General features: G+C 56.0%; 18 protein-coding genes. 4 read left to right on the top strand and 14 right to left on the bottom strand.

What is annotated here, in order from left to right:
- Nucleotides 1–84: 84 nt before the first annotated feature.
- From bamA to rpsB, 9 genes are all read right to left on the bottom strand, one after another.
- Complete coding sequence (gene bamA / locus EBA31_RS20530) at nucleotides 85–2487, bottom strand: outer membrane protein assembly factor BamA (protein ID WP_122080076.1); 2403 nt, start codon at nucleotides 2485–2487, stop codon at nucleotides 85–87.
- Nucleotides 2488–2522: 35 nt separating this feature from the next.
- Nucleotides 2523–3878, bottom strand: coding sequence for a sigma E protease regulator RseP (rseP, locus tag EBA31_RS20535; RefSeq protein WP_116691862.1), 1356 nt, complete (start codon nucleotides 3876–3878; stop codon nucleotides 2523–2525).
- 28 nt (nucleotides 3879–3906) lie between these two features.
- Nucleotides 3907–4755 carry a phosphatidate cytidylyltransferase gene (cdsA, locus tag EBA31_RS20540; RefSeq protein ID WP_122080077.1) on the bottom strand — a complete coding sequence of 283 codons (849 nt, stop codon included), beginning with the start codon at nucleotides 4753–4755 and terminating at the stop codon, nucleotides 3907–3909.
- Nucleotides 4756–4764: 9 nt separating this feature from the next.
- Nucleotides 4765–5523, bottom strand: coding sequence for a (2E,6E)-farnesyl-diphosphate-specific ditrans,polycis-undecaprenyl-diphosphate synthase (ispU, locus tag EBA31_RS20545; RefSeq protein WP_020828361.1), 759 nt, complete (start codon nucleotides 5521–5523; stop codon nucleotides 4765–4767).
- A gap of 278 nt (nucleotides 5524–5801) precedes the next feature.
- A complete protein-coding gene (gene ispC, locus EBA31_RS20550; RefSeq protein WP_122080078.1) occupies nucleotides 5802–6998 on the bottom strand; it encodes a 1-deoxy-D-xylulose-5-phosphate reductoisomerase in 1197 nt (398 codons plus the stop codon).
- A gap of 157 nt (nucleotides 6999–7155) precedes the next feature.
- Nucleotides 7156–7713: a ribosome recycling factor gene (gene frr, locus EBA31_RS20555; RefSeq protein ID WP_020828363.1), complete on the bottom strand. Its 558-nt coding sequence runs from the start codon at nucleotides 7711–7713 to the stop codon at nucleotides 7156–7158.
- 123 nt (nucleotides 7714–7836) lie between these two features.
- A complete protein-coding gene (gene pyrH / locus EBA31_RS20560) occupies nucleotides 7837–8562 on the bottom strand; it encodes a UMP kinase (protein ID WP_004952223.1) in 726 nt (241 codons plus the stop codon).
- Between the two features lie 148 nt (nucleotides 8563–8710).
- Nucleotides 8711–9562: a translation elongation factor Ts gene (tsf, locus tag EBA31_RS20565; protein WP_020828364.1), complete on the bottom strand. Its 852-nt coding sequence runs from the start codon at nucleotides 9560–9562 to the stop codon at nucleotides 8711–8713.
- 128 nt (nucleotides 9563–9690) lie between these two features.
- Nucleotides 9691–10416 (bottom strand): 30S ribosomal protein S2, encoded by a 726-nt coding sequence (rpsB, locus tag EBA31_RS20570; protein WP_020828365.1) that lies wholly within the window; start codon nucleotides 10414–10416, stop codon nucleotides 9691–9693.
- A 361-nt stretch (nucleotides 10417–10777) separates the two neighbouring features.
- On the opposite strand from rpsB, the gene map reads away from it, so the two are divergent.
- The 4 genes from map (at nucleotide 10778) to EBA31_RS20595 (ending at nucleotide 15712) form a co-directional block, all read left to right on the top strand.
- Nucleotides 10778–11572, top strand: a complete 795-nt coding sequence (map, locus tag EBA31_RS20580) for a type I methionyl aminopeptidase (protein ID WP_020828366.1) — start codon at nucleotides 10778–10780, stop codon at nucleotides 11570–11572.
- Between the two features lie 74 nt (nucleotides 11573–11646).
- Nucleotides 11647–14325 carry a bifunctional uridylyltransferase/uridylyl-removing protein GlnD gene (gene glnD, locus EBA31_RS20585; RefSeq protein WP_122080079.1) on the top strand — a complete coding sequence of 893 codons (2679 nt, stop codon included), beginning with the start codon at nucleotides 11647–11649 and terminating at the stop codon, nucleotides 14323–14325.
- Between the two features lie 43 nt (nucleotides 14326–14368).
- The gene (gene dapD / locus EBA31_RS20590; protein ID WP_020828368.1) at nucleotides 14369–15193 is read left to right on the top strand and encodes a 2,3,4,5-tetrahydropyridine-2,6-dicarboxylate N-succinyltransferase; all 825 of its coding nucleotides are present in this window, start codon (nucleotides 14369–14371) and stop codon (nucleotides 15191–15193) included.
- 129 nt (nucleotides 15194–15322) lie between these two features.
- Entirely contained in the window at nucleotides 15323–15712 is a 390-nt protein-coding gene (locus tag EBA31_RS20595) for a DUF3461 family protein (protein ID WP_006318690.1), read from the top strand.
- 98 nt (nucleotides 15713–15810) lie between these two features.
- Here EBA31_RS20595 and EBA31_RS20600 read toward each other — a convergent pair whose 3' ends face one another.
- The 5 genes from EBA31_RS20600 to EBA31_RS20620 form a co-directional block, all read right to left on the bottom strand.
- Entirely contained in the window at nucleotides 15811–16260 is a 450-nt protein-coding gene (locus tag EBA31_RS20600; protein ID WP_044553138.1) for a flavodoxin, read from the bottom strand.
- Nucleotides 16261–16293: 33 nt separating this feature from the next.
- The gene (gene truC, locus EBA31_RS20605; protein WP_122080080.1) at nucleotides 16294–17064 is read right to left on the bottom strand and encodes a tRNA pseudouridine(65) synthase TruC; all 771 of its coding nucleotides are present in this window, start codon (nucleotides 17062–17064) and stop codon (nucleotides 16294–16296) included.
- Nucleotides 17065–17124: 60 nt separating this feature from the next.
- Complete coding sequence (gene pbpC, locus EBA31_RS20610) at nucleotides 17125–19473, bottom strand: penicillin-binding protein 1C (RefSeq protein WP_122080081.1); 2349 nt, start codon at nucleotides 19471–19473, stop codon at nucleotides 17125–17127.
- A 56-nt stretch (nucleotides 19474–19529) separates the two neighbouring features.
- A complete protein-coding gene (locus EBA31_RS20615) occupies nucleotides 19530–25511 on the bottom strand; it encodes an alpha-2-macroglobulin (protein ID WP_122080082.1) in 5982 nt (1993 codons plus the stop codon).
- A 152-nt stretch (nucleotides 25512–25663) separates the two neighbouring features.
- Nucleotides 25664–25990, bottom strand: coding sequence for a YqcC family protein (locus EBA31_RS20620; RefSeq protein WP_202914211.1), 327 nt, complete (start codon nucleotides 25988–25990; stop codon nucleotides 25664–25666).
- Nucleotides 25991–26154 lie beyond the last annotated feature (164 nt).

Raw genomic sequence — 26154 nt, forward strand, 5'->3', positions numbered from 1 at the left:
AACAATGAGAATCATCTCTGTGTTTTGGCAGGCGCCTGGCATTTGCGATTCTTAATAACTGCTTATGCCCAGAAGCTCGACCTGTTACCAGGTCTTACCAATGTTAAATTGGAACTGTTCGGACTTGTCGCCTTCGTATTTCTTGATCGGGTTGGCATAAGAGAACACCAATGGCCCCAAAGGTGACATCCACTGCAAGGCGATACCGGCAGAAACGCGGATATTGCTCGCTTTACTGTAGTCCGGAATATCGTACATGCTGGTCTGAGAGTTCTGCCAGTTGGTATCCCATACGGTACCCGCATCCATGAACAGGGAAGTACGCACTGAGTTTGCGTATTTCTCGCTGATGAATGGCGTTGGCGTAATCAGCTCCATACTGGCGACGGCCATGGCGTTACCACCGACCGCATCGTCCGAATTACAAATCGTCGCGCCATTGCTGCAGCTATACGAGTTGGAATTGTAGTACGCCGCTTTTGGACCGATGGTGTTCGAACCGAAACCACGCACGGTGCTGGAGCCGCCGGCGTAGAAGTTCTCGTAGAACGGCATCTCTTTGCCGCCCAGACCATCCGCATAACCCAGACGACCACGACCTAACAGCACCCAGGTGCGATCGTCGTTGATTGGGACGTATTGCACGCTGTCCAGCGTCAGTTTGTAGTATTCGTTATCCGATCCTGGAATGGTCACTTTACCATTCAGGGTGGTACGGTTACCCGACGTTGGGAAATAGCCACGGTCCAGGTTGTTGTAGGTCCAACCCAGGTTCAGCGTGAAGTCATCCGCAGAGTAGCTGGCACGGTCAGTCTTGTTCGGATCCAGACCCATGGAGTCCAGATAACGCCACATGGCAACCTGCGGCTGCATGTTGGACAGGCCGTTATGCACGTAACCCAAACCGGTACGCAACGAGTTGTTTTCGTTGATCGGGAAGCCCAAGGTACCGTCTATGCCGTAACTCTTGTTGGTATAGTCGGACAGGTCCGCGTCATCCGCTTTAAAGTCGTTGTAGAAGATACGCCCACCCAAACTCACACCGTCAACGGTGAAGTACGGGTTGGTTACCGACAGCTCGGTATAGGTCTGGTAGTCGTTCTTTGTGCCGCTGATACCGACGGAATAACCGGTACCCAGCCAGTTGTCCTGCTGGACCCCCGCCTGGAAGCTCACGCCGCTCTCGGTACCGTAGCCGACGCCGAAGTTGAAGGTACCGGTGTTACGCTCTTTCACTTTGTAAGTGACGTCTACCTGATCCGCAGTGCCAGGCACGCGCTGGGTTTCCACGTCTACCGTTTCAAAATAACCCAAACGGTTCAGACGTTCTTTACCCTGCTCGACCTGAGCGTTGCCCAGCCACGCACCTTCCATCTGACGCATTTCACGGCGCAGTACGGAGTCTTTACTGGTGTCGTTGCCTTCGAACTTGATGCGACGCACATAGAAACGGTTACCCGCATCAATGTTTACGTGCAGCTTCACGGTTTTATCCGCGTCGTTGATTTCAGGTTGCGTAGCAACACGCGGGTAGGCATAACCGTAACGGCCCAACATCGTTTTGATGTTGTCTTCCATTTTGGTCACTTTGCTGCCGTTATACAGCTCACCCGGTTCAATCTTGGTCAACTGGGCGACTTCCGCCGAATGACCGGCCAGATTGCCGTTAACCATCACGCCGGTGAGCTTGTACTGCTCGCCTTCAGTGATATTGATGGTGATGTAGATGCCTTTTTTGTCCGGCGTCAGGCTGACCTGAGTCGAATCGATATTAAAGCGCGCGTAGCCGCGGTCCAGATAGAAACTGCGCAGGGTTTCAAGGTCACCCGCCAGCTTTTGTTTCTGGTATTTGCGATCGCCAACCAGGTTCCACCACGGCACTTCATCACGCAGTTGAAAGCGTGAAATCAGCTCATCGTTAGTGAAGGCATGGTTGCCGACAATGTTGATTTGTTGAATCTTGGCGGAGACCCCTTCCGTGAACACCAGTTTCAGGTCAACACGGTTACGCGGCAACGGCGTGACAACGGCTTTCACCGAGGCGCTGTATTTACCGACGCTGTAATAGAAGTCTTCCAGCCCTTTTTCAATGCTGGATATCGTGGTGCGGTCGAGCGCTTCGCCAACCCGAACGCCAGAGGCCTCCAGGTTTTGCTTGAGCATGTCATCCTTCACCGACTTGTTGCCGGAGAAAGTGATGCTGGCAATGGTAGGGCGTTCCTTAACCTGAACAATCAGCGTATTACCATCGCGCAGCACGCGAACGTCCTCGAAGTTGCCAGTGGCAAACAAGGCACGGATGGTATTACTGATATCATCGTCAGAGACGGTATCGCCTACGCGAACCGGCATGTTGAGTAACGCCGCACCGACGGCGACTCGCTGCAGGCCTTCGAAATGAATATCTTTCACTACGAACCCGTCTGCACCGTATACGGTGGCGCTGCCAAACAGCAGCGACGCTATGAGCAACTTTTTCATCGCCATCGTTGTTATGCGTTCTTCCTAACCTATCCCCGCCCCTAAAGGCGAGAAAAATCATTGAAAAGTGCAAGACCCATTAAAAGCACCAACACGATCGAACCTATGCGGTAACTGTAGTCCTGTACTCGCTCGGAAACCGGCCCACCCTTCAGCTTTTCTATCGCCAGGAAGAGGAGATGCCCACCATCTAACACCGGTAATGGGAACAGGTTGATGATACCCAGGTTGACACTGATCAACGCCAGGAACATCAGATAATACACTAACCCGACCCCGGCTGACGCCCCTGCTCCCTGTGCAATCGAAATCGGGCCACTCAGGTTGTTCAGCTTTACATCACCGGTTATTAATTTACCCAGCATTTTGACCGTGAGGCTCATTAGCTGCCAGGTCTTGTCCCCAGCCTGATACAGCGCTGGGAAAGGTCCATACTGACGAATCGTTTTATACTCGTCCGGCAGCGGCAGCACTTTCGGAATGATGCCGGCGAAACCCACCGATTTGTCTTTTCCCACCGGCTTTGTATCCGGTATCAGCGTCAAAGACAAGGGGGCGCCGTTTCTTTCAATCTCTAAAACCAGCGGTTGCCCAGGGCCGTTGTGGATCCGTTTAACCAACGTTTGCCAACGACCCAATAGCTGACCGTCGACTTTAACGATCCTGTCCCCCGCTTGTAAACCCGCCTTTTGTGCCGCCGACCCCGATTGCACTTCGGCAAGGACAGATTCTATCTGTGGGCCGCGCGGAATAATACCCAACGCCACCACGGGATCCTGTTTGTCCGGCTCGAAATTCCACTGGCGCAAATCCAGGGTTTTAGTCACCACCTGAGAAGAGCCAAACGGCGCGATACCCACTTCGGTTTCCGCGTCGCCGATCTTCGCCACCAGCGCCAGACGAACTGATTCCCAATCAGGCGTTTCGATACCGTCAACGGACTTAAGTTCCATTCCAGGCGAAATTTCAGCGTGGGCAGCAATCGACTGTGGCGATATTTCACCAATCACAGGACGGAAGCTGGGAACGCCGATAATAAATACCAGCCAGTAAGCAAGAATAGCAAACAGGAAGTTGGCGATAGGGCCGGCACTGACGATAGCGGCGCGTTGCCACACGGTTTTGTTGTTAAATGCCTGATGGCGGAATTCCGGTGCAACCGAATCAACCCGCTCATCGAGCATCTTCACGTAACCGCCCAGAGGGATCAGGGCAATCACGTACTCCGTCCCCTGACGGTCAGTACGGCGCCATAAGGCGCGGCCAAAGCCGATGGAAAAGCGTTCTACACGGACGCCGCAGCGACGGGCTACCCAAAAGTGCCCGAACTCGTGCACGGTGATCAAAACACCGAGTGCAATAAGAAATGCGACTAAGTTCCAGAGCACGCTACCCATAATCCCTTCACTCCCCGTCGTTGACGGATTAAAACACTAACAGCATCAGGCAGGCAAATACAGGCACTGCTGCGGTCAGGCTGTCGATACGATCCAGTATACCGCCATGACCCGGTATCAAATGACCACTGTCTTTGATACCCGCTTCGCGTTTGAACATGCTCTCGGTAAGATCGCCCAGCACGGAAGCCAGTGCGGCAATCACCGAACAAATCAGTAAGGTGGTCGGCACGATATTCAACGGGGCGTAACGGCCAAACAACCAGGATATCAGGGCCGAGGTAATCAAACCACCGATGAGCCCTTCCCAGGTTTTCCCCGGAGAAACTTTTGGCGCCAGCTTATGCTTGCCGAACAGCTTGCCGAACATGTAGGCGCCGGAATCCGCGCCCCAAACCAGCAACATCACATACAGCAGCCACCAGGCGCCGGTGAAGTGGTTTTGTTCATAGCCGAACTGACGCAACGACAGCATGCCCCAGAAGAACGGAACTATGGTCAGCAAACCAAAAATCAGACGTATTGGACGCGAATTACGCCACAGCGCGGCAGACCCCGGATAAAACAGCACCAGCAGCAGCGCCGCCAACCACCAGACAAGTGACAGCCACAGTGGCCCGCCTACCTGAGGCAGGTGAACCGACTGGTGGTAGGCCGGAATGCTGAGCATCATCAGCGCCAGCAGGAAGCCGCACAATATCGCCAGCCAGATGCGCTGCGAGCGGGAGGTAAAACCGGCCAGTTGGCCCCACTCCCAGGCTGCCAGCATGCACACAACCAGCGTTACCAGGGCAAAGCCCACCGGCGGCAGCAAGAACAACGCCGCGATAACAATCGGGATTAAAATCAGAGCCGTTATGAGGCGATACTTCAGCAAAAGTTCCCCCTAGGACGCATTGGCGCCGATAGGTGTTGTTCCCCCGAAGCGACGCTCGCGTTGTGCAAATGCATTCAGCGCACCTTCAAAGACAAGTTCATCAAAATCAGGCCAGAGTACATCAGTAAAGTAAAGTTCGGCATAAGCAATTTGCCACAGTAAGAAGTTACTGATGCGGTGTTCACCGCCCGTGCGGATCACCAGATCCACCGGTGACAGATCGCTCATGCAGACCCGCTCACCCAGTAATTCTTCGCTAATTTGATCCGGACGCAGCGAACCGTCCTTCACCTGCTCAGCCAGTTCCCTTACTCCCTGAATAATATCCCAACGGCCGCCATAGTTGGCAGCAATGTTGAGTGTCAGGCCATCGTTATTTTCAGTCAGTTGCTCAGAGCGACGGATCCGCTCTTGCAAACGCGCGCTGAAACGGCTGATATCGCCGATCACCCGCAGTCTGACGTTATGTTTATGCAGGCTTTTTACTTCGCTGTCCAAGGCTCGGACGAAAAGCTCCATGAGGGCGGAGACTTCCTGCACCGGACGGTTCCAGTTCTCGCTGCTGAAGGCATAAAGCGTGAGCGCATCTAAATGGTTGTTGGCGGCAAAACTGACCGCGCGACGAACCGATTTCACCCCTGCTTTATGACCGAAGACACGTAACTTACCCTGACGTTTAGCCCAGCGCCCGTTACCGTCCATGATAATGGCAACATGCCGTGGCCCCAGAGTGGACGGATTAGCCTCTTGTTGATTTGCGGACGACATAACTCGTACTTATTTCCTCAATAGAAATACAACTGCCCTTCCGGAACATCAGGCCCTTACGCGCAAAAAAAGCCGTGTGCCCGACACGGCTTTTCAGTCTGCCTGGAGACAGTCGGTAATTTCCGCTGCTCCGTTGGCGTTCGAGATATCAATCGGGCCAGAATTCAACGGTATAACCGCTGACAAGTGGCGCAGACTATATCACCTCAGCCGGGCCTGAACAAACGGCCCCACTGCGGCACGCGTAATTTGCGAACAAAATAAGATAAATGCCGTTATCAGTTACGCAGTGATTTAACCAACCCAACTGCAACCTCACGTGCCTGGCGATCTATTTCTAAGACCGCATCAATGCAGGACGGTTCCTGCAGGGATAGCCGTTCGACCACTTTTTGGTTCACCGCCGCAATATCGGTAAAGCGAATCTGTTCCTGCAGGAACGCCGCCACGGCCACTTCGTTAGCCGCGTTCAGTGCGGTGGTTGCCGCCTGCCCGGCGTCAAAGGCCTCGATGGCGAGATACAGGCAGGGATAACGTTCCCGTTCAGGTTCGGCAAAGGTCAGCGAGCCGATGCGACAAAAATCCAACGCTTCCACGCCAGAACTGACCCGCTGCGGGTAAGCCATAGCATGGGCGATCGGCGTGCGCATATCCGGCGTGCCCAACTGGGCCAGTACGCTGCCATCGGTGTAGCGCACCATCGAGTGGATCACCGACTGCGGATGCAGAATCACTTCCATTTGTTCAGCCGAGGCGTTAAACAGCCAGCGGGCCTCAATATATTCCAGTCCTTTGTTCATCATGGTGGCGGAATCCACCGAGATCTTGCGCCCCATCGACCAATTGGGATGGGCACAGGCCTGATCCGGCGTCATCGTGGCAAACTGTTCCAGTGGCGTGGTGCGGAACGGGCCGCCGGAACCGGTGAGCACGATGCGCGACACACCATGACTGTCTAATGAAGAGTATCCCAACTGACGCTGAATGCTCTCAGGCAAACTCTGAAAAATCGCGTTATGCTCGCTGTCCAGCGGCAGCAACTGCGTCTGACTTTTTTGCACCGCGTCCATAAATAGGCGCCCACAGGTCACCAGCGACTCTTTGTTCGCCAGCAGCACCTGCTTGCCTGCGCGAATTGCCGCCAGCGTTGGTAGCAACCCGGCAGCGCCGACGATGGCGGCGGTGACCTGATCAACGTCATCCAACGCCGCCAGTTCACAAGCGGCCTGCTCGCCCGCCATCACCTCGGTGGCAACGCCATTTTCCGACAGCAGGATGCGCAATTCACGCGCTGCGCCTTCGTCTGCCATCGCGGCATAGGTCGGACGAAACTCCATGCACTGCTGCGCCATAACCGCTACGTTGTGGCCGGCAACCAGCGCTCTAATCGCAAAACGGTCGGGGTTTTCCCTGACCACGGCCAGGGTACTGGTCCCCACTGAGCCGGTGGAGCCAAGAATAGTCAGTTGCTTCATGAGCTCACTCTGAATAACTGTCTGATGAGATCGGAGGTGCTCCAGTGTGTAACCTTCGCCACCGCTTGTCCATGATCAATCAGCACGATGAAACGGGATCTGCGCCACAAAAAACAAAGCGCCGCCCAGGCGACGCTTTTTTTCTGCGCGATGCTGATTAGAATTCCATCAGCTCTTTTTCTTTGTCCGCCAGCGCGGCATCGAGCAGCTTGATGTAGGCGTCGGTCATTTTCTGAATGTCGTCCTGAGAACGACGATCTTCGTCTTCGCTGATTTCTTTGTCTTTCAGCAACGCCTTCACTTTGTCGTTGGCGTCACGGCGCACGTTACGTACGGCAACACGGCCCTGCTCGGCTTCACCGCGCACCACTTTGATCAGGTCTTTACGGCGCTCTTCGGTCAACGGAGGCAGCGGAACACGGATCACGCTGCCGGCTGAGCTTGGGTTCAGGCCCAGATCAGACGCCATGATGGCCTTTTCTACCGCTGAACCCAGGGAGCGATCAAACAGGTTGATTGCCAGGGTACGGGAGTCTTCTACGGTCACGTTAGCCAACTGACGCAGCGGCGTTGCAGAACCATAGTATTCCACCATGATGCCGTCCAGGATGCTTGGAGAAGCACGGCCGGTACGGATTTTGCTGATTTGGTTTTTGAATGCTTCTACGCTTTTTTCCATGCGTGAATCAGCATCTTTTCTGATTTCATTAATCACGTTGCAAACCCTTGGAAGCTGGAGACTTGGCAGGCCATACCACAGTATAGCCCGTGAATTTTACTCAAGGAGAGCACATAACGCACCACGTTACCCGCTCCCGCTAAATTGGGCAGAACAGCCTTATTTGCTGATCAGCGTGCCTTCGTTCTCACCCATCACCACCCGGCGCAACGCACCTGGCTTGTTCATGTTGAATACGCGAATCGGCAGACCGTGATCGCGGGCCAGCGTAAACGCCGCCAGATCCATCACTTTCAGCTCGCGCTCCAGTACATCTTGATAGGTGATATGTTCGTACAGCGTTGCATCCGGATTTTTAACCGGATCAGCGGAGTATACACCATCCACTTTAGTCGCTTTCAATACCACGTCCGCTTCGATCTCGATCCCGCGCAGACACGCAGCAGAATCGGTGGTGAAGAACGGGTTGCCGGTACCGGCGGAGAAGATCACCACGCGGTTATTACGCAGCAGGCTGATCGCCTCGGCCCAGCTGTAGTTGTCGCACACGCCGTTCAACGGAATGGCTGACATCAGGCGGGCGTTCACATAGGCACGGTGCAGTGCATCACGCATAGCCAGGCCGTTCATCACAGTAGCCAGCATTCCCATGTGGTCGCCCACTACGCGGTTCATGCCGGCCTGCGCCAGGCCCGCGCCGCGGAACAGGTTACCGCCGCCAATAACTACACCGACCTGAATTCCCAGTTCGACCAGCTCTTTAACTTCCTGAGCCATGCGATCCAAAACGCTAGCGTCGATACCAAAACCTTCTGCGCCTTGCAGGGCTTCGCCACTCAGTTTGAGCAGAATACGCTGATATACGGGTTTTGCATTGGTTGCCATGGTGTTCTGTCCTAAGAAGCAGTATTAGTATTGGGGATTTCAGCCGATGAAGTGCGCCTGTGCTGAGTATCATGCCACAGGGCCTGCCACCGGTGTAATTCTGGCTGGATAAAATGGAACCGCCAGACGGCGGCTCCATTAACAGTCATTAAGACTGCTTGCTCATTGCAGCAACTTCAGCAGCAAAGTCATTTGCCGCTTTTTCGATGCCTTCGCCCACTTCGAAGCGGATGAAGTTAACGACGTCAGCATTGTGCTCTTTCAGCACCTGGCCAACGGTTTTGCTTGGTTCGATAACGAAAGGCTGACCGGTCAGAGAAACTTCGCCGGTGAATTTCTTCATGCGGCCTTCAACCATTTTCTCAGCGATTTCTTTCGGCTTGCCAGACTGCATGGCGATGTCCAGCTGAACCTGGTACTCTTTTTCTACCACTTCAGCAGACACATCTTCAGGCTTAACGAATTCTGGCTTGCTCGCTGCAACGTGCATGGCGATTTGTTTAACCAGCTCTTCGTCAGCGCCTTTAGCCGCGATCAGAACGCCGATACGTGCGCCGTGCAGGTAGCTGCCCAGCACTTCGCCTTCCAGGGAAGCCACGCGACGGATGTTGATGTTTTCACCGATTTTGGCAACCAGCGCTACACGTTCTTCTTCGAACTGTGCTTTCAACACTTCAACGTCAGTGATTTTGCCTGCAACAGCAGCGTCCAGCACTTTGTCAGCGAATGCCTGGAAACCGGCATCTTTAGCAACGAAGTCAGTCTGGCAGTTTACTTCCAGGATCACGCCGTAGTTGCCTTCGATCTTGGTTTTGATCACGCCGTCAGCAGCTACGTTGCCTGCTTTTTTCGCCGCTTTGATCGCGCCAGATTTACGCATGTTTTCGATTGCCAGCTCGATGTCGCCGTTAGATTCGACCAGAGCTTTTTTGCAATCCATCATGCCAGCGCCAGTACGCTCGCGCAGTTCTTTTACCAGAGCAGCGGTAATATCAGCCATTTCTTTTTCCTCGGTTATCTCACGTAGAGACAGTTCTCATTCAGATAAGCAAAGGGGGCCAATAAAGGCCCCCCTAACCAACATATTCAATACCTGGTTAATAAGGGCTCAGTGACGAGCTTGCCTTATTATTCAGCTTCTACGAAGCTTTCTTCCGCTTGAACGGCCAGATCTTGAGAACGACCTTCACGGACGGCGGCAGCAACGGCAGTCAGGTACAATTTGATTGCACGGATTGCATCGTCGTTACCAGGGATGATGAAGTCAACGCCGTCTGGATCGGAGTTGGTATCAACGATAGAGAATACCGGGATACCCAGGTTGTTGGCTTCTTTGATCGCGATGTGTTCGTGATCGGCATCGATAACGAACAGAGCGTCAGGCAGACCACCCATGTCTTTGATACCACCCAGGGAGTTTTCCAGCTTGGCCAATTCGCGAGTACGCATCAGCGCCTCTTTCTTGGTCAGCTTGTCGAAGGTGCCATCTTGAGACTGGATTTCCAGATCTTTCAAACGTTTGATTGACTGACGAACGGTTTTCCAGTTAGTCAGCATGCCGCCCAACCAGCGATGGTTCACGAAGAACTGATCGCAGGTGTTAGCATATTCTTTTACCGCTTCGCTTGCTGCGCGCTTAGTACCAACGAACAGGATCTTACCTTTACGGGAAGAGATCTTGGTCAGTTCAGCCAGTGCTGCGTTGGCCATTGGTACAGTTTTTTCCAGGTTGATGATGTGAACCTTGTTACGTGCGCCGAAGATGAAAGGCTTCATTTTCGGGTTCCAGTAACGGGTCTGGTGACCAAAGTGTACACCAGCCTGGAGCATGTCGCGCATGGAAACAGTTGCCATGATTAAACCTCTATAGAGTGAGTTGGGGTTATGCCTCCACGTATCCCATAACGCCGACCCTGGCGGTGATAAATCACCTCAGGGCACCCCGGCGGATGTGCCGATACGTGTGTGTTATTTACACAATGTGAGTGCAGTTAAAGTATTTTCGGCCTTTCCCGTCCTTATCGCAAGGACCAAGACGCGGATCTGCCGGCGCGCTTTATACCATAAACCCACCCCGGACACCAACTTTTGTTGCCACAGTCGTCATCGTCGAGAAATCAAATTTGGCAGCCTCAGGCCGGGCTGATACCATAAGAGACTGCTTCTTATTATTTCTTTCTGTTGTCGGCGAGCACGACACCTGCGGACGAATTTCATGGCAATCTCAATTAAAACACCTGATGACATCCAAAAAATGCGCGTGGCCGGCCGTCTGGCTGCCGAAGTGCTGGAAATCATCGAGCCGCACGTCAAGCCTGGCGTGACCACCGGCGAACTCGATCGTATCTGTCACGACCACATCACCAACAAGCAGCAGGCGATTTCCGCCTGTCTGGGCTACCACGGTTTCCCGAAATCCGTGTGCATCTCGGTTAATGAAGTGGTCTGCCACGGCATTCCGAGCGATGACAAGGTTCTGAAGGACGGCGACATCGTGAATATCGACGTTACCGTGATCAAAGAGGGTTTCCACGGCGACACATCCAAGATGTTCATCGTCGGCAAACCGACCATTCTGGGAGAGCGTCTGTGCCGCATCACGCAGGAAAGCCTTTATCTGTCGCTGAAAATGGTGAAGCCTGGCATCCGCCTGCGCACGCTGGGTAAAGAGATCCAGAAATTCGTTGAAGCCGAAAACTTTTCCGTGGTGCGCGAATACTGTGGCCACGGCATTGGCGAAGTGTTCCACGAAGAACCGCAGGTGCTGCACTATGATGCCGACGACGGCGGTGTGGTACTGCAACCTGGCATGGCCTTCACCATCGAGCCAATGGTCAATGCCGGTGATTACCGCATCCGCACCATGAAAGACGGCTGGACGGTAAAAACTAAGGATCGCAGCTTGTCGGCGCAGTATGAGCATACTATTGTGGTCACAGATAACGGCTGCGAGATAATGACGTTGCGCAAGGATGACACCATCCCCAACATCATTACGCACGAGATGTAAGCGCCGCGGCGTATTGCCGCGATGCATGATGTCACAGGCCGGCTTTTGCCGGCCTTTTTTATGGGCTGCGTACTATGTCTGAAAACTTTCGCCAACAAGACACCTCGGTCATTCCACGACAGGCCGTGCCGGAGCAGCCTGAATATCCCAACGCCTATGGCGATGAGGAGCTCAACTGCGTCGCGCTGAAACAGCGCCTCGAACAGTTCCAACTGTGGCTGGCAGAAGCGTTCAATGCCGGCTCCAGCGCCGAAAGCCTGGTCGCCGCCCGCAGCGACTTTATCGATCGCCTGCTGCGTCGCCTGTGGGTGTTCTACGGTTTCGAAGATATCCCGGAAACCGCTTTGGTGGCGGTCGGCGGTTATGGCCGTGGCGAATTGCACCCGCTTTCGGACATTGACGTGCTGGTGCTGAGCCAGCGCCGGCTGAATGAACAGCAATCCCAGCGCGTGGGGGAGTTTATCACCCTGCTGTGGGATCTTAAGCTGGAAGTGGGCCACAGCGTACGTACGCTCGAGGAGTGCCTGCTGGAGGGTCTGGCGGATCTGACCGTCGCCACCAACCTGATTGAATCACGCATGATCTGCGGCGATGTGGCCTTGTTCCTGCAAATGCAAAAGCACATTTTCAGCGACGGCTTCTGGCCCTCCCCCCAATTTTTCCACGCCAAGTTGGTCGAACAGCAAGAGCGCCACCAACGCTACCACGGCACCAGCTACAATCTGGAGCCGGACATCAAGAGCAGCCCCGGTGGCCTGCGGGACATTCACACCCTGCTGTGGGTAGCGCGCCGTCACTTCGGCGCCACTTCGCTGGACGAAATGGTCGGCTTTGGTTTTCTGACCCAGGCCGAACGCAACGAGCTTAACGAATGCCAAAGCTTCCTGTGGCGCATTCGCTTCGCGCTGCATCTGGTGTTGCCCCGCTACGATAACCGACTGCTGTTCGATCGCCAGCTTAACGTGGCGCAGTTGCTGCGTTATGAGGGGGAAGGCAACGAACCGGTCGAGCGCATGATGAAAGATTTTTATCGCATGACCCGCCGCGTCGGCGAACTGAACCACATGCTGCTGCAACTGTTCGATGAGGCGATTCTGGCCCTGGACGCCACGGAAAAACCCCGGCCGTTGAACGAAGATTTTCAACTGCGTGGCGACCTGATCGACCTGCGTGACGAAACGCTGTTTATTCGTCAGCCGGAATCGATCATGCGGATGTTCTACCTGATGGTGCGCAACCGCGAAATCAAAGGCATTTACTCCACCACCGTCCGCCAGTTGCGTCATGCGCGCCGCCATCTGAAACAGCCGCTGTGCACCATTGCGGAAGCACGCGATCTGTTTATGGCCATCCTGCGCCATCCAGGCGCCGTTTCACGGGCGCTGGTGCCGATGCACCGCCACAGCGTACTGTGGGCCTATATGCCGCAGTGGGGCAAAATTGTCGGGCAAATGCAGTTCGACCTGTTTCATGCCTACACCGTCGACGAACACACCGTTCGCGTCCTGCAAAAACTGGAAAGCTTTGCCGATGCCGAAACGCGACCACGTCACCCGCTGTGCGTTGAGCTGTATCCGCGCCTGCCGAACCCTGAACTTCTGCTGCTGGCGGCGCTGTTCCACGATATCGCCAAAGGCCGCGGCGGCGACCACTCGATCCTCGGCGCGCAGGACGCGTTGGAGTTCGCCGAGCTGCACGGTTTGAATTCCCGTGAGTCTCAACTGGTGGCCTGGCTGGTTCGCTGCCATTTACTGATGTCGGTCACCGCCCAACGGCGCGACATTCAGGATCCGACGGTGATTCAGCAGTTTAGCGCCGAAGTGCAGAGTGAAACCCGCCTGCGTTATCTGGTTTGCCTGACCGTAGCGGACATCTGCGCCACCAACGAGACCCTGTGGAACAGCTGGAAACAGAGCCTGTTGCGTGAGCTCTATTTCGCTACCGAAAAACAGCTGCGCCGCGGCATGCAGAACAGCCCTGATTTGCGCGAACGCGTGCGTCACCACCGCCTGCAAGCGCTGGCGCTGCTGCGCATGGACAATATCGACGAAGAAGCGCTGCACCGTATCTGGAGCCGCTGTCGCGCCGATTACTTCCTGCGCCATTCGCCGAACCAATTGGCCTGGCACGCACGCCATCTGCTGGCACACGACTCCACCAAGCCGCTGGTGCTGGTCAGCCGTCAGGCGACGCGCGGCGGTACCGAGATTTTCATCTGGAGTCCGGATCGCCCGTACCTGTTTGCCGCCGTGGCCGGCGAAATGGATCGCCGTAACCTGAGCGTGCATGACGCGCAAATCTTCACCAACCGCGACGGCATGGCAATGGATACCTTTATCGTACTGGAGCCGGATGGCAGCCCGCTGGCGCAGGACCGCCATGCGGCGATCCGTCATGCGTTGGTGCAGGCCATTACCCAGCGGGAATATCAGCCGCCGCGCGTACGCAGGCCGTCCTCCAAGCTGCGTCATTTCAGCGTACCGACGGAAGTCAGCTTCCTGCCGACCCACACCGACCGCCGCAGCTATCTGGAACTGACCGCGCTCGATCAGCCAGGCCTGCTGGCCCGGGTGGGCGAAGTGTTCGCCGATCTCGGTTTGTCACTGCACGGCGCGCGCATCTCCACCATCGGCGAACGGGTCGAGGATTTATTTATTCTGGCCGACAGCGATCGACGCGCCCTTAACCCAGAAACGCGCAGAAAGTTGGAACAACGGTTGACAGAGGCCCTCAATCCAAACGATAAAATGTGATACAAGTAACCTTTTCGTAGACAACATCAGGACAGAGAACAGCATGCAGCAATTACAAAACGTTATTGAAAACGCCTTCGAACGCCGCGCGGAAATCACCCCGGCGAACGTAGACACCGTAACGCGCGAAGCGGTAAACCAGGTGATCGGCCTGCTGGACAGCGGCGCCCTGCGCGTTGCCGAGAAGATTGACGGTCAGTGGGTAACGCATCAGTGGCTGAAAAAGGCCGTGCTGCTTTCTTTCCGCATCAACGACAACAAAGTGATGGACGGTGCCGAAACCCGTTATTACGACAAGGTTCCGATGAAGTTCGCTGATTACGACGAAGCGCGCTTCCAGAAAGAAGGCTTCCGCGTAGTGCCACCGGCTACCGTTCGCCAGGGCGCATTCATCGCCCGCAACACGGTGCTGATGCCATCCTATGTGAACATCGGTGCTTACGTTGACGAAGGCAGCATGGTTGACACCTGGGCTACCGTCGGCTCTTGCGCGCAAATCGGCAAGAACGTTCACCTGTCCGGCGGCGTCGGTATCGGTGGCGTACTGGAGCCTCTGCAGGCCAACCCGACCATCATTGAAGACAACTGCTTCATCGGCGCGCGTTCAGAAGTGGTTGAAGGCGTGATCGTCGAAGAAGGTTCAGTGATTTCCATGGGCGTATACCTGGGCCAGAGCACCCGCATTTACGACCGCGAAACCGGCGAAGTGCACTACGGCCGCGTGCCTGCCGGCTCGGTGGTGGTTTCCGGTAACCTGCCGTCCAAAGATGGCTCTTACAGCCTGTATTGCGCGGTGATCGTCAAAAAAGTCGATGCCAAGACGCGCGGTAAAGTCGGCATTAATGAGTTATTACGCACCATCGACTAAGCTGAAGATAGCGGGTGAATCACCCGCTATTTTTTTGTCTTCATTACGTGAGCAGTCACAGTCTCTGGCGCGGTTATTCGCCATAATCCCAGACCGTGGAATAAAGTTTATTTATAAGGTGGCGCTATTATGTATGACAACCTGAAAAGCTTAGGAATCAATCAACCGGAAGATGTCGATCGCTATAGCCTGCGTCAGGAGGCCAATAACGACATTCTTAAGATTTATTTCCGCAAGGATAAAGGCGAGTTCTTTGCCAAAAGCGTGAAATTTAAATATCCGCGCCAACGCAAGACCGTGGTCGCGGACAATGCCGGCCAGGGTTACAAAGAAATCCACGAAATTAACCCGAACCTGCGCTACGTCATCGATGAGCTGGACCAGCTGTGCCAGCGGGACCAGGTCGAAGTGGATCTGAAACGCAAAATTCTTGATGACCTGCGTCATCTGGAAGGCGTAGTTTCCCACAAGATTGCCGAGATCGAATCCGATCTGGAAAAGCTGACCCGCGGGAAGTAAGGGTTTAGCGAACTGATACTACAGATTGTAGGGGCGCAGCATGCTGCGCCCGCATTCATCGGGGCGAATATATTCGCCTCCTACAGGCGCAGGGTAAATTATTTCAGCAATGTGGCCCACTGCTCGACCCACGGGCAAGAAACCACTTCCGGCTCCGGCTGTTCCATCGCATCGATTTCCAGCACTTCACCCACGCGGGTCGCCCCTTGCTCCTGTAGCAATGCGTCAAATGCGCGCCCTGCGCCGCAGAAGTTATCGTAGCTGCTGTCACCCAAGGCGATCAGACCATAGCGCAGCTCTGGCTGGTAGCCGACCTGATCGCGAATGGCATGGAACAGCGGTGCAATGCTGTCCGGCAAATCGCCCTGACCGGTGGTGGAGGTAATCACCAACGCGTAATGCTGACGGTAAAACTGCCAGGCTTCAAGCGTGCCCTCCTCGAACAGTTTGACCTCATGCCCCTGTTCGCTGAGGATATTTTCCGCTTCTTCCGCTACCAGCAGTGAGTTGCCGTAAACCGTTCCCACGAAGATTCCAACCTGAGCCATTGCTCCTACTCCCTTAAATACCTTTAGAAATGATCAGTTATCCTGACCGCTAGCCGAGGGAAACTCAACCCCGGCAAGCTCAGGGATACTCTCCGCCCAGCCAAACTGTGACATAACGCCCTGCCAGGACTGGTCCCAGCGAGCGGAAATCTGCAGCGGTTTGCCGGTCACCGGATGAGTCAGCTGCAGATGGCTGGCGTGCAGCATCAGGCGCGAGCAACCGAAATGCTCGGCCATGCCGCGGTTCTGGCGCAGGTCACCGTGCTTGCTGTCACCGATGATGGGATGGCGGATATGTACCATATGGCGCCGCAGCTGGTGCTTGCGGCCATGTTCCGGTTTCAGCTCAAGCAGGCTGTAGCGTGCGCTGTCGTAACGGCCAATCGCCACCGGCATCTCTGCCTGCGCCAGCGGCCGATAATGGGTGATCGCCGGCTGCGGGCCTTTGTCCGCCGAGGCAAACTTGTCGGCGATTTTGTCCAGCTCTTCCGTCAACGGGTAATCGAGGGTATCGCCTTCCAGCACGTAGCCGCGCACCACCGCATGGTAGGTTTTCTGCATTTGGTGCTGTTCAAGCTGCTGCGACAACAGCCGCGCCACCTCGCTGGACAGCGCCATCAGCAACACGCCGGATGTAGGACGATCAAGGCGATGCACGGTAAACACATGCTGGCCAATCTGATCGCGCACGGTCTGCATCACAAACCGGGTTTCATGGCGATCCAGCCAGCTGCGGTGCACCAGCCAACCGGACGGCTTGTTCACCGCCACCAGGTGCTCGTCCTGATACAAAACCTCAATCACAATCTCTTTTCCTACGTAAAAGCCCAGATTCCGGCGCGAGTATACAGGAGTGCGTCAGGGCTAGTTAACCCATTCGATGGTCACCAGACGACTATCGGCCCGGCCGCGATCGTCCACCGCCCGAATGCGGTACTGCCCGTTGTTGATCGGCCGCCAGTCGATGGCCTTTTTGCTGGCGCTGCTGCCGAGATAAATGTCGTCAACAAACCAGTACACCGTTTTGCTGTCGGCATCGGTCACTGCGTTGAAGGCAATTTTATCGCGTCCCTGCTGCGATTGCCGCAGGGTATAGGTGGTGTTCTTGAGCGGCGAGGTGATGCGCGGCGCATTACCCCCAACGGCAATGCCGTTGTCCTTGCAGCGATTTATCGGCGGCGAGCGCTTAGGCAACCCGGCCTGAGCGAACACGTTGGCCAGATCGGAAGGCCAGAACTCAAACACTTCAGTGCGGGTTTGCGCCTGGTCATAGGGCGGACAGGCCACCTCACCGCTGTGAATATCCAGCACCACCGGCCGATAAACGCTGTCGACCTTGATCGGTGACTTACCGGGAATAAACCAGGTTTTGCCCTTTTGCTGGCACCAGGGGGTAGGTAAATCGCCGCTGGCCAGGCAAATATCCACCCGCCGCAACCGCTTCGGGAATGGCTGTCGGGGCTCCCGCAGCGAGGGATAGCTGGCATGCACACTGTCGATAATATTGAAGAATAACGGGGCCGCTGCATCGGCACCCACCAGGGCATTATTGCCGCGACTGTCGAAGTTCCCTTCCCACACCACCAGCACGTAGGGCCCGAAAATCCCTACGCTCCAGGCATCGCGAAATCCCCATGAAGTCCCGGTTTTCCAATAGACCGGCAGCGACGATGAGCGCTGCGCCAACGTGTCTCCCGGCCGTCGGTGTTGTCGCAGCATATCCAGAGTAATAAAACTGGCCTCTTCGCTGAGCAAGCGCACCGCCGGCGTCTCCACATCGCTACTCAGCATGCGCAATGGGCGCAATGCGCCGCGATTCGCCAACAAAGCATAGAGTTTCGCCAGTTCCTGAGCGGTAACCTCACCGCCCCCCAATACCAGCGACAAACCATAGTGGTTCTCGCTGGCCATATTCTCGACGCCGCTCAGGCGCAAGAACTGGTAGAACGTCGGCTGCCGCAGCTGCGACGCCACGTACACAGCGGGAATATTGCGGCTAAAATTCAGCGCATCGGTGGCCGTTACCGGCCCGAGAAAACGCCGGTCAAAATTCTCCGGCGCGTAGGCACCAAATGAGGAAGGTACATCTTTCAGAATGGTCATCGGATGCAGCACGCCCTGCTCCATGCCCAGGGCATAGATAAAGGGCTTTAAGGTCGAACCGGGCGAACGCTTGGCATGGGTCCCGTTCACCTGCCCTTGAATCTGGCGGTTGTAATAGTCTGCTGACCCCACCAGCGCCCTGACCCCCATATCACGGCTGTCCACCAGCAGCACTGCGGCATTGTGGATCCCACGGCTCTGATTGCGGGCAATAAAGGCATTTACCTGGCGTTCGACCAAACGTTGCAGCCCGACGTCCAGCGTGGTGTCGACGCGGCTGTTTCGCTTCACCCACTGCGGAGTTTGCTGGCGCAGTTGCTCGATAAAGTGCGGTGCTATATAGGGCATCTGCTCGGGTTGACGCAGCGCTAGCGGGAGCCGAAACAGGGCCTGTTGGCTGCTGTCGGTCGCGTAGACTTGCTGCCAGCGCTGGAACAAGCGGTCGCGCGCCTGCGTCAGGGCAACGCCCAGCACGCCCGTTTTCGGTTCCAGACGGTAACTGGGTGACTGCGGCAACACGGCCAGGGTTAACGCTTCCGGCAGGGTCAGGTCTCGCGGTGGCTTGGCGAAATAGATCAGGCTGGCGGCACCGATGCTTTCAATATTGCGACCGTAAGGGGCATAGTTCAGATAAGCTTCCAAAATATCGTGCTTGGAGTAGCTCAGCTCAAGCTGTATCGCACGCGCGACCTGCAGCAGTTTGCCACCCGGCGTACGGGTGTTGAGATGCCAGCGCATGCGCGCCAGTTGCATGCTGATGGTCGAACCGCCCTGCATCCTGCCACCGGAAACATAGCTGCGCCAGAAGCCGCGCGCCAGGCTAACGGGGTTAAAACCGGGATTGTAGTAAAACCACCGATCCTCATGCAGCAGCAGACCACGCACCGCCAAAGGTGAAATGTCTTCCAGCGGAGTCCACAGCCGGTAACGATCGTCATTGGCCAGCGTGATGCGCATCAGCGTACCTTGACGATCATAGTAGGTGGAGGACAGCGGTAATTCTTGCGCCAACGGCGGGTGCGGCCATAGCCGAATGGCGCCAAGCACCAGCGCGAGCAGAAAGACCGCCATCAGGCTGTTCTGCAGCCAGGGTGTTTTCAGGATTTTCATCGGGTCTCAACGCGCTGACGTCGGGCTGCGGAGATTAGCCCGACGTCAGCCACAGCTTATTTATTTTCCGCCGGCACCACCACCAGCTTACCGCTGCCGACCGACATGGCCTGCACTTCACGGTCATACATGGCTTCGCCATAGGCCGGTGGGATGACAAAGCTGCCGGTATTGGTCGCTTTGATCTGGTAAACGAACGTCTGCACCTCGGTGCTGGCACTGCCGTAAATGATCACCCGATCTTCACGAATATCGCTGTAATCCGGCGCCCAGCTGGATCCTGAAGCCGCCAGCGGTGACTGCCAACCGCTGCTTTGCGCTTCCTCCTCGCTGCCTTCTTCAGCGGCTGGTTCCGGCGGCGTTTGCTGCACCACTTCGAACCCGCCCGGCAACAGATCGACGATCGCCAGATTGCTCAACCCCTCTTTAGCGTTAGCGCGGATTTTCAGATGTACATTGACCTTCTGCCCCAGCGTTACCTGCGTGACCGGCTTACCCTGCTCATCGGTGTAATCGCGGGTGATTTCCAGCCCGCGTGCCAGGGCTTTCTGTGGCGCAGCAAGGTCATAACCTGCCTGAGTCACCGAGTACCAGGCCGGCGCATCGCCGCTGTTGGTGAAGCGGACAGCGGCGGCATCAGCGGTAAACCGCCCTTTGGCAAACAGCCCCTGCAGCTCGGCTATCCGCTGTGGTGCCGCATTGCCGCCTTTACCGATCTGTGCAATCTCCAGCGCACCCGCGTTGGCAGACTGCGCCACCTGAGCCGAATAGCTCTCCAGCGCCAGTATGCTCATCGCGGAAGAGTAGGTGGTGTAACGCTCTTCTTTCAGCGCCTTCACCATGTTCTCCAGCACCTGCGGCGGAATCGATGCCACCTTTTCCGGGAAATGGCGGGTAATCAAATACAGCCGCGTCGCATCCTGCACCAGCGGATCAAAGTAATTCTGCGTCCACCAGGCGTTGTCATAGGCTTTGCTCAACTGCTGCCAGCTTGGCTGCAACAGTGCGGCGGCCTCGTCATCCATCTTCAGCAATTGATAAGAAGATGCCAGATACAGCGCGCTCAGATCGGTTTTCCAACTGTCCGGATAGCGTTTTTGCAGCGTATCCTGCACCATTGCCAGCGCATTGGTGGTCACCTCGCCTTGCCGCGTCAGCAGATAGATAGCCCAGCTGCGCAAACGCAGCAGATACAGGTCGTCAAAGCCGCTGGCCGCCAGTTCACGCAGTGCGCCGTTGGCTTCCTCAAGCATGCCCTCCGGCAGCGCATACCCGGCTTCTTTGGCCTCCAACAGATACTGGACCACATACGGCGTAACGAAAGGATCGGCATCTGGTGATGACCGCCAGGCGCCGATGGCCCCGCTGTCATTCTGGCGAGAACGCAACACGCCGAGCAGGTTGCGTAGTTGTTTGCTAACCTCTGCCTGGCTCAGGCCCCCCGCCATTTCCGGATGACGGCTCTGCAGGATCAGCGGAATGGAGCGGCTGACGATCTGCTCGGAACAGTAATAAGGGTAGTCTGCCAGGTATTGAGCCAGCCCGTTGGTCAGCACCAGCGGCGAATGGGAAACCGCCGCCTGGCGCTGCGCATAGGCGTCAAACATCTGACGCAGGCCTTCGACGTTTTGGCTGCTGCCGCTCATCCGTCCCATCACCGTTTGGGTGCGGTACGGCATTGCCGGGCGCACCGAGGTGCTGACCGTGCGGCGGCTGCTCTTGTCGCCATAGCTGGCGTCAAACACCAAAGGTGCATCCCCCAACGCAGATTTGGCACGCAGTCGGAAATTAACCACACCCTCGCGTTTTTCCGCCAGCGACAGACCTTGTACCGCATTGCCCACCACTTCCAACTGAGGAGGTGGCGTCAAGTGCACGCTCACCGCCACCGGTTGACCGTTCAATCCTTCGAGGTTGTTACTGACGCCCACGCTGACGTCAAACTCATCGCCCGGTGCCACCATCGCCGGCACGTTTGGCGTCATGATGAAGTTGTCCCGCACCGTCGCGGCGGTTTGCGCCTTGCCGATCTTGTCCGGCGTCACCGAGATAGCCATGACCCGGATTTTACCGTTGAAGTAATCCGGCACCGGATAGACGAATGACTTCTCGCCGTTCACCTCGGTGATGCCGGACCAGTAGGCGACCGGCTTATCGCGCTTGCGTTTGAACGGGTTCAGGTTGAGATCCAACCCTTCCCCTGCGTCGCCGCCCGGGGCCGCCGTCAGCGCCATCAGCTTGCTGAACTCCGGCAGGATCAGGTCAAGAATTTGCGAGCTGGTGACGCTCAGTTCACGCTTGCTGAAGAAGAACTCCAGCGGATCTTTTAACCGGTAGCGAGCCACCTGCAGGATCCCTTCATCGACGGCAAACAACGCCACCTGCTGCGGGCCGTCGGTTTTCACCGACATGGTCAGATCCTCACCGGGCTTAATCACCGTCGGTGCCGTCACTTGCAGCCCATTTTGCCGTGCGCGGGTGCTGATTTTGAAAGGCATAACGCCGTAACTCAGCGGGCTCATAAAGATTTCGCTGGAGTTGACGTCGCGCACAAACTGCACGTTGATGTAACCGTTGCCCTCCAGGCCGGCCGGCAGGCGAATTTTCTGTACCGAACTAGTGGTGTCGCTATGGAACCACTGCCAGGCGTAAACCCGATCTTTCTCGATGGTGATCAGCCCGCTACCGGTGTAAGGCGCGTTGATCGACACCTCTATCTCTTCGCCAGGCTGATATTCCGCCTGGTTAAGCTTCAATTTCAGTTCCGCATTGCGATCCAGCGAACGGCTAAGGTTGGCATTCCCGGCCACGCTGTAGGCAACGCGGTTAAGCACCTTGCCCTGCGCGTCCTCAATCACCAGCACAAAGTCACCCGGCTTGTCGGTCGCCAGCCGCAGATCATTCCCCTGTTCACTCAGTGCCAACGGCTGCTCCGACAGCGACACTTCCTTCATTTTCGATTGATATTTGTAAACGCCGGAATCCTGCTTGGTCAGCACGGAAATGTATTTCTGTTCGATCAGCACCAGCTTCAGATCCGCCAGGGCAATCTGTTTGAGCGACGGATCTACGGCGATCACATTCAACTGACGCACCGCATCGCGGTTGATATAGCCAAGATCTCCATCTGCCTTCACGCCAACCAGATAGTCATAAGGCGATACCAGGGCTCTGGCGGTAGCCGCCACCGAACGCCCACCGCCGGCGACGAAGGCTTCCGACAACAGCTGCAGCTGATAAGTGGCATCGGCATAGCCTTTGAGATCCAGCGGAATGTTAGCCGCGCCATGCTCGTCGGTAGTGCGCTCTTCCAACTCGGTTTCGAAGCCGTCGCTGTTTTGCCGGTTTTCGTAGAAGGCGTAGTCCGGGAAGCGGTCAAAGCTCGGGTACATGGGTCGCAGGGTCAATCGTGAGGTGACGCGACGATCTTGCGCCGGCGTGCCAAACAGATTCTGCACATCAATATTGGCCTGCAATTCCGAAGGTTTCACCCAGCCCTGTTGACGGTTTGGTGTCAGTTCCAGCTTCACCTTCAGCTGATCCGGCTCAAACTCTTTCACATTGACGGAGGTATGACCGAGCAGCGTTGAGGTGTCGTGGTTTTTCCCCACCAGATACAGATAGACGTTCCACTCGCCGGTGGGTGAATTCTCATCGGTGGTGTAACTCAGCTCATTGAACCCGCTGGCGCCCAACGTCAGCGGCACCGTGGTCATCAGCTTATCGCGCGGATCGCGGATTTCAGCACGTACCGGCACGCCGGCCAGCCCCACGCCCCAATCGGCGGCGCGGGTGATCAGGCCGATATTAAAGGTGTCTCCCGGCCGATAAACGCCCCGATCGGAGAACAGGTAGCTGCTGAGCGCACGCGGATCGGTGGGGGTCTGCTCACCGGCAATGTCGAAGCGCGAGAAATCCAACCCGCGATCGTTATAGCTGCCGGTCGGCAAGAAGGAAACATCCCCCTCTTTTTCCACCAGGAACATCACCGGCTGGCGCTCATTGGTGTAAACGTCAAGCGCCGGGAAGCGCACGTGGCCGTTGGCATCGGTGATTTGACTGAGCAAGGTTACGCCGTTTTTCGCGATCACCGACACTTTCGCGCTGCCGACCGGTGCACCGCTGTGGATCGATTGGACAAATACATCGCGCGTTTTGTCCTGAGAGCTTTTGGCGACAATGCCCAGGTCGGTCACAACCACAAAACGTGAATCACCGACCCTGTCCTGATCGTCGCTTTCTTCCTGAGGTTCATCGGCTCCTGCCTCTTCCTCCGCCGGTTTCTGGTTCGGCTGCCATTCGGACAGCGTCAGCAGAAACACGCCGCGGTGAGAATCAGGATTGGTGGACAAGTAGCGGGAAAGATCGATGCCCTGATAATTCACCACGCCCGGCTGGTCATTATTGAGCGCGGTCTGGTATTTAAAATGCTCGGTAAAATATTCGTCATCCAGCCGGTTAAACTCGGCGGAAGAGTATTCCCGGCTTTTGAAAGAAACTATGTGCTGCAATTGGCTTGGGATCACCCGTTTGATATCCAGGCGCAGGCCCGCCACGTTGCGCGCGGCAACGCTGATCTGCTTATCGCCGTTCACCGACAGTAGCGATCCTTGCGACATGAACTGCAGGGATTTCGGGAACTCCGGCACCTCAATCACCCGGAAGGCCTTTTTCGGCATTTTATAACCGCCGTTGGAGACCAGCTGATTGTCGATCTCAAGCAGCATGAAGCGATGCGCCGGGGCATCGAATTTGAAGCTGAACTGCGGCTGGTAGCTCTCTTCGGCCTCGTTGAGCGTCAAAGTCAGCGGCGTTGACTGCGCCAGCACATTCTTGGCGACGCTGTCGGTATCCCACTGGTAAAAATCATTCGGGTCTTTAGCGGCTTCAGCATCGCTGGGATCGTGCTGTGGCAGCAACCAGGCTTTGGTCGCGCGTGCCAGCTCTTTATCCTTGACGGCATCGCTGAAAGCGACGATCAGAGCCCGCTGCCCCTTGGCACCCTCGGCGTCCACCACCTGGGCGCTGGCATCGCTCAGCGCCAGGCTGTACAGCGTCGGTACCGTGACCCCGTTGCTTTTCACTTCATCGATGGTGTTGGCGGGCACCGTCGCTTTGATACCCTTGCCGACGGTCAGGTGCACCACGCCGCCCTGATCCAGCGCCTGCAGCGGCTCTGAGTGGATCCAGGCGTTGAGTTTTTTCTCATCGTAGACCAGCGAGAAGTTGAGCTTTTTCTCCGACTTGGCGTTGCCTTCCTTCAATCCCAGCGAGACCTGTTTTTCAAAGCTGGTGACGTCCAACGGCGCATTGAACTTCAGATTAAAGATAGCGCTGCGCTTCTTCGGATCCTGCGGGTCCTGGTAATACTCGGCCTGGCCAAGCTGGTAATTAAAAGCGGGCACGTTAAAGGTGTAACGGGTGTTGGCGAGTTTGATCTGCGGCGCCAGTAACGTGGCAGGATCGAGGTTAACCTGGTATTGCGTGCCCATCGGCAGCGGTTTTTTCGGCGTAAAGACCAGGGTTGAAGCGTCGTTCCAGATCCACTGGCCCTCGGCCTGCGGCTTAAGCGTCACGCCCTTGGTCACCGTCTTGCCAACGTCGGTCAAAGGTGCCGCCGAGTGACTGAACGTCAGGCTTAGCTTCTGCGGTGTCGGCTTCTGAACGGCGTAGTTTATCGCTTCAGGGCCAGCGGCCTGCACGTCGGTTTGCTGATACACCATGGGTGCCGGTTCGATCGGTTGCGGTCGGTTCAGCCACCAGTGCCAGCCGTAGACAGCGCCACCGGCGATGCACAACAAAATCAGCAACGCCAGACTGATGGCTTTCGGGTATTTGTTTACGCCGCTTTCCAGCCGCAAAAACGTCCGTTTCACACCGCCAGACAGCGCAGTCCACCAAGCAGGCGCACTCCAGGCAAGATTACCGATCAGCGGCCTGAATAACCGCCCCAGTAACGCCAGGCTCAATGCCAACAGGCGGAATGCACCCTTGATTAACGTAAAAGGCAGACGAAGGATAAACTTTAATAAATCCATTATTGCAGCACCTTATAATCCTTTGCAGATCCCCGGATAAACGGCCAGGGTTTATCGGGTTCGAAAGACGCCGCCAAATACCCTGTCCTGGCGTCTGCGCTAATACATCCATCTGCCGCCTGGCGAAAATCAGCGGCCACGTCGGAATATAATTACGACTCTTTATTCAGCATGTTATCCAATTTCTGCAGCACAACCAGCAGCGGCATGCAGTTGGGCTCATTGTCTTTCAGCGCCTCTTCAAAATAAGGCGTGATGGCAAAGCGCGTAGGTAAAGGCGCATCCGCATCCAGCAGCGCGTACATACGTGGCAGAAACACCCATTGCAGCCAGGCTTCGGCCGACATGCTGTCTACGCAGAAAGGTTCAGTGCTGGCGAAGGCCTCAGGCTCAGGCGGTGCAGCCTGCCACAGAGCCAGATCGCGCATTGACTGTTCAATCGCCTGCAAACTGTGGCGAACCTGATTATTTATACTCATCTGCATTCCCGATCTATTTTCATGATGATGATTCAGCCGCGTGGCTGAAAAGCGGCAAAGCATAGCATTTTTATAGCCCAAATTCGGCTGACTTGACTAGCGCAGCCGTTTTTATCTGGTGGCGTCCAGCGCCCCACGGCACAATAGACACACCGACTAAACCA

This window comes from Serratia sp. P2ACOL2 (genome assembly GCF_003691565.1).
In the GTDB taxonomy this organism is placed as follows: Bacteria; Pseudomonadota; Gammaproteobacteria; order Enterobacterales; family Enterobacteriaceae; genus Serratia; species Serratia liquefaciens.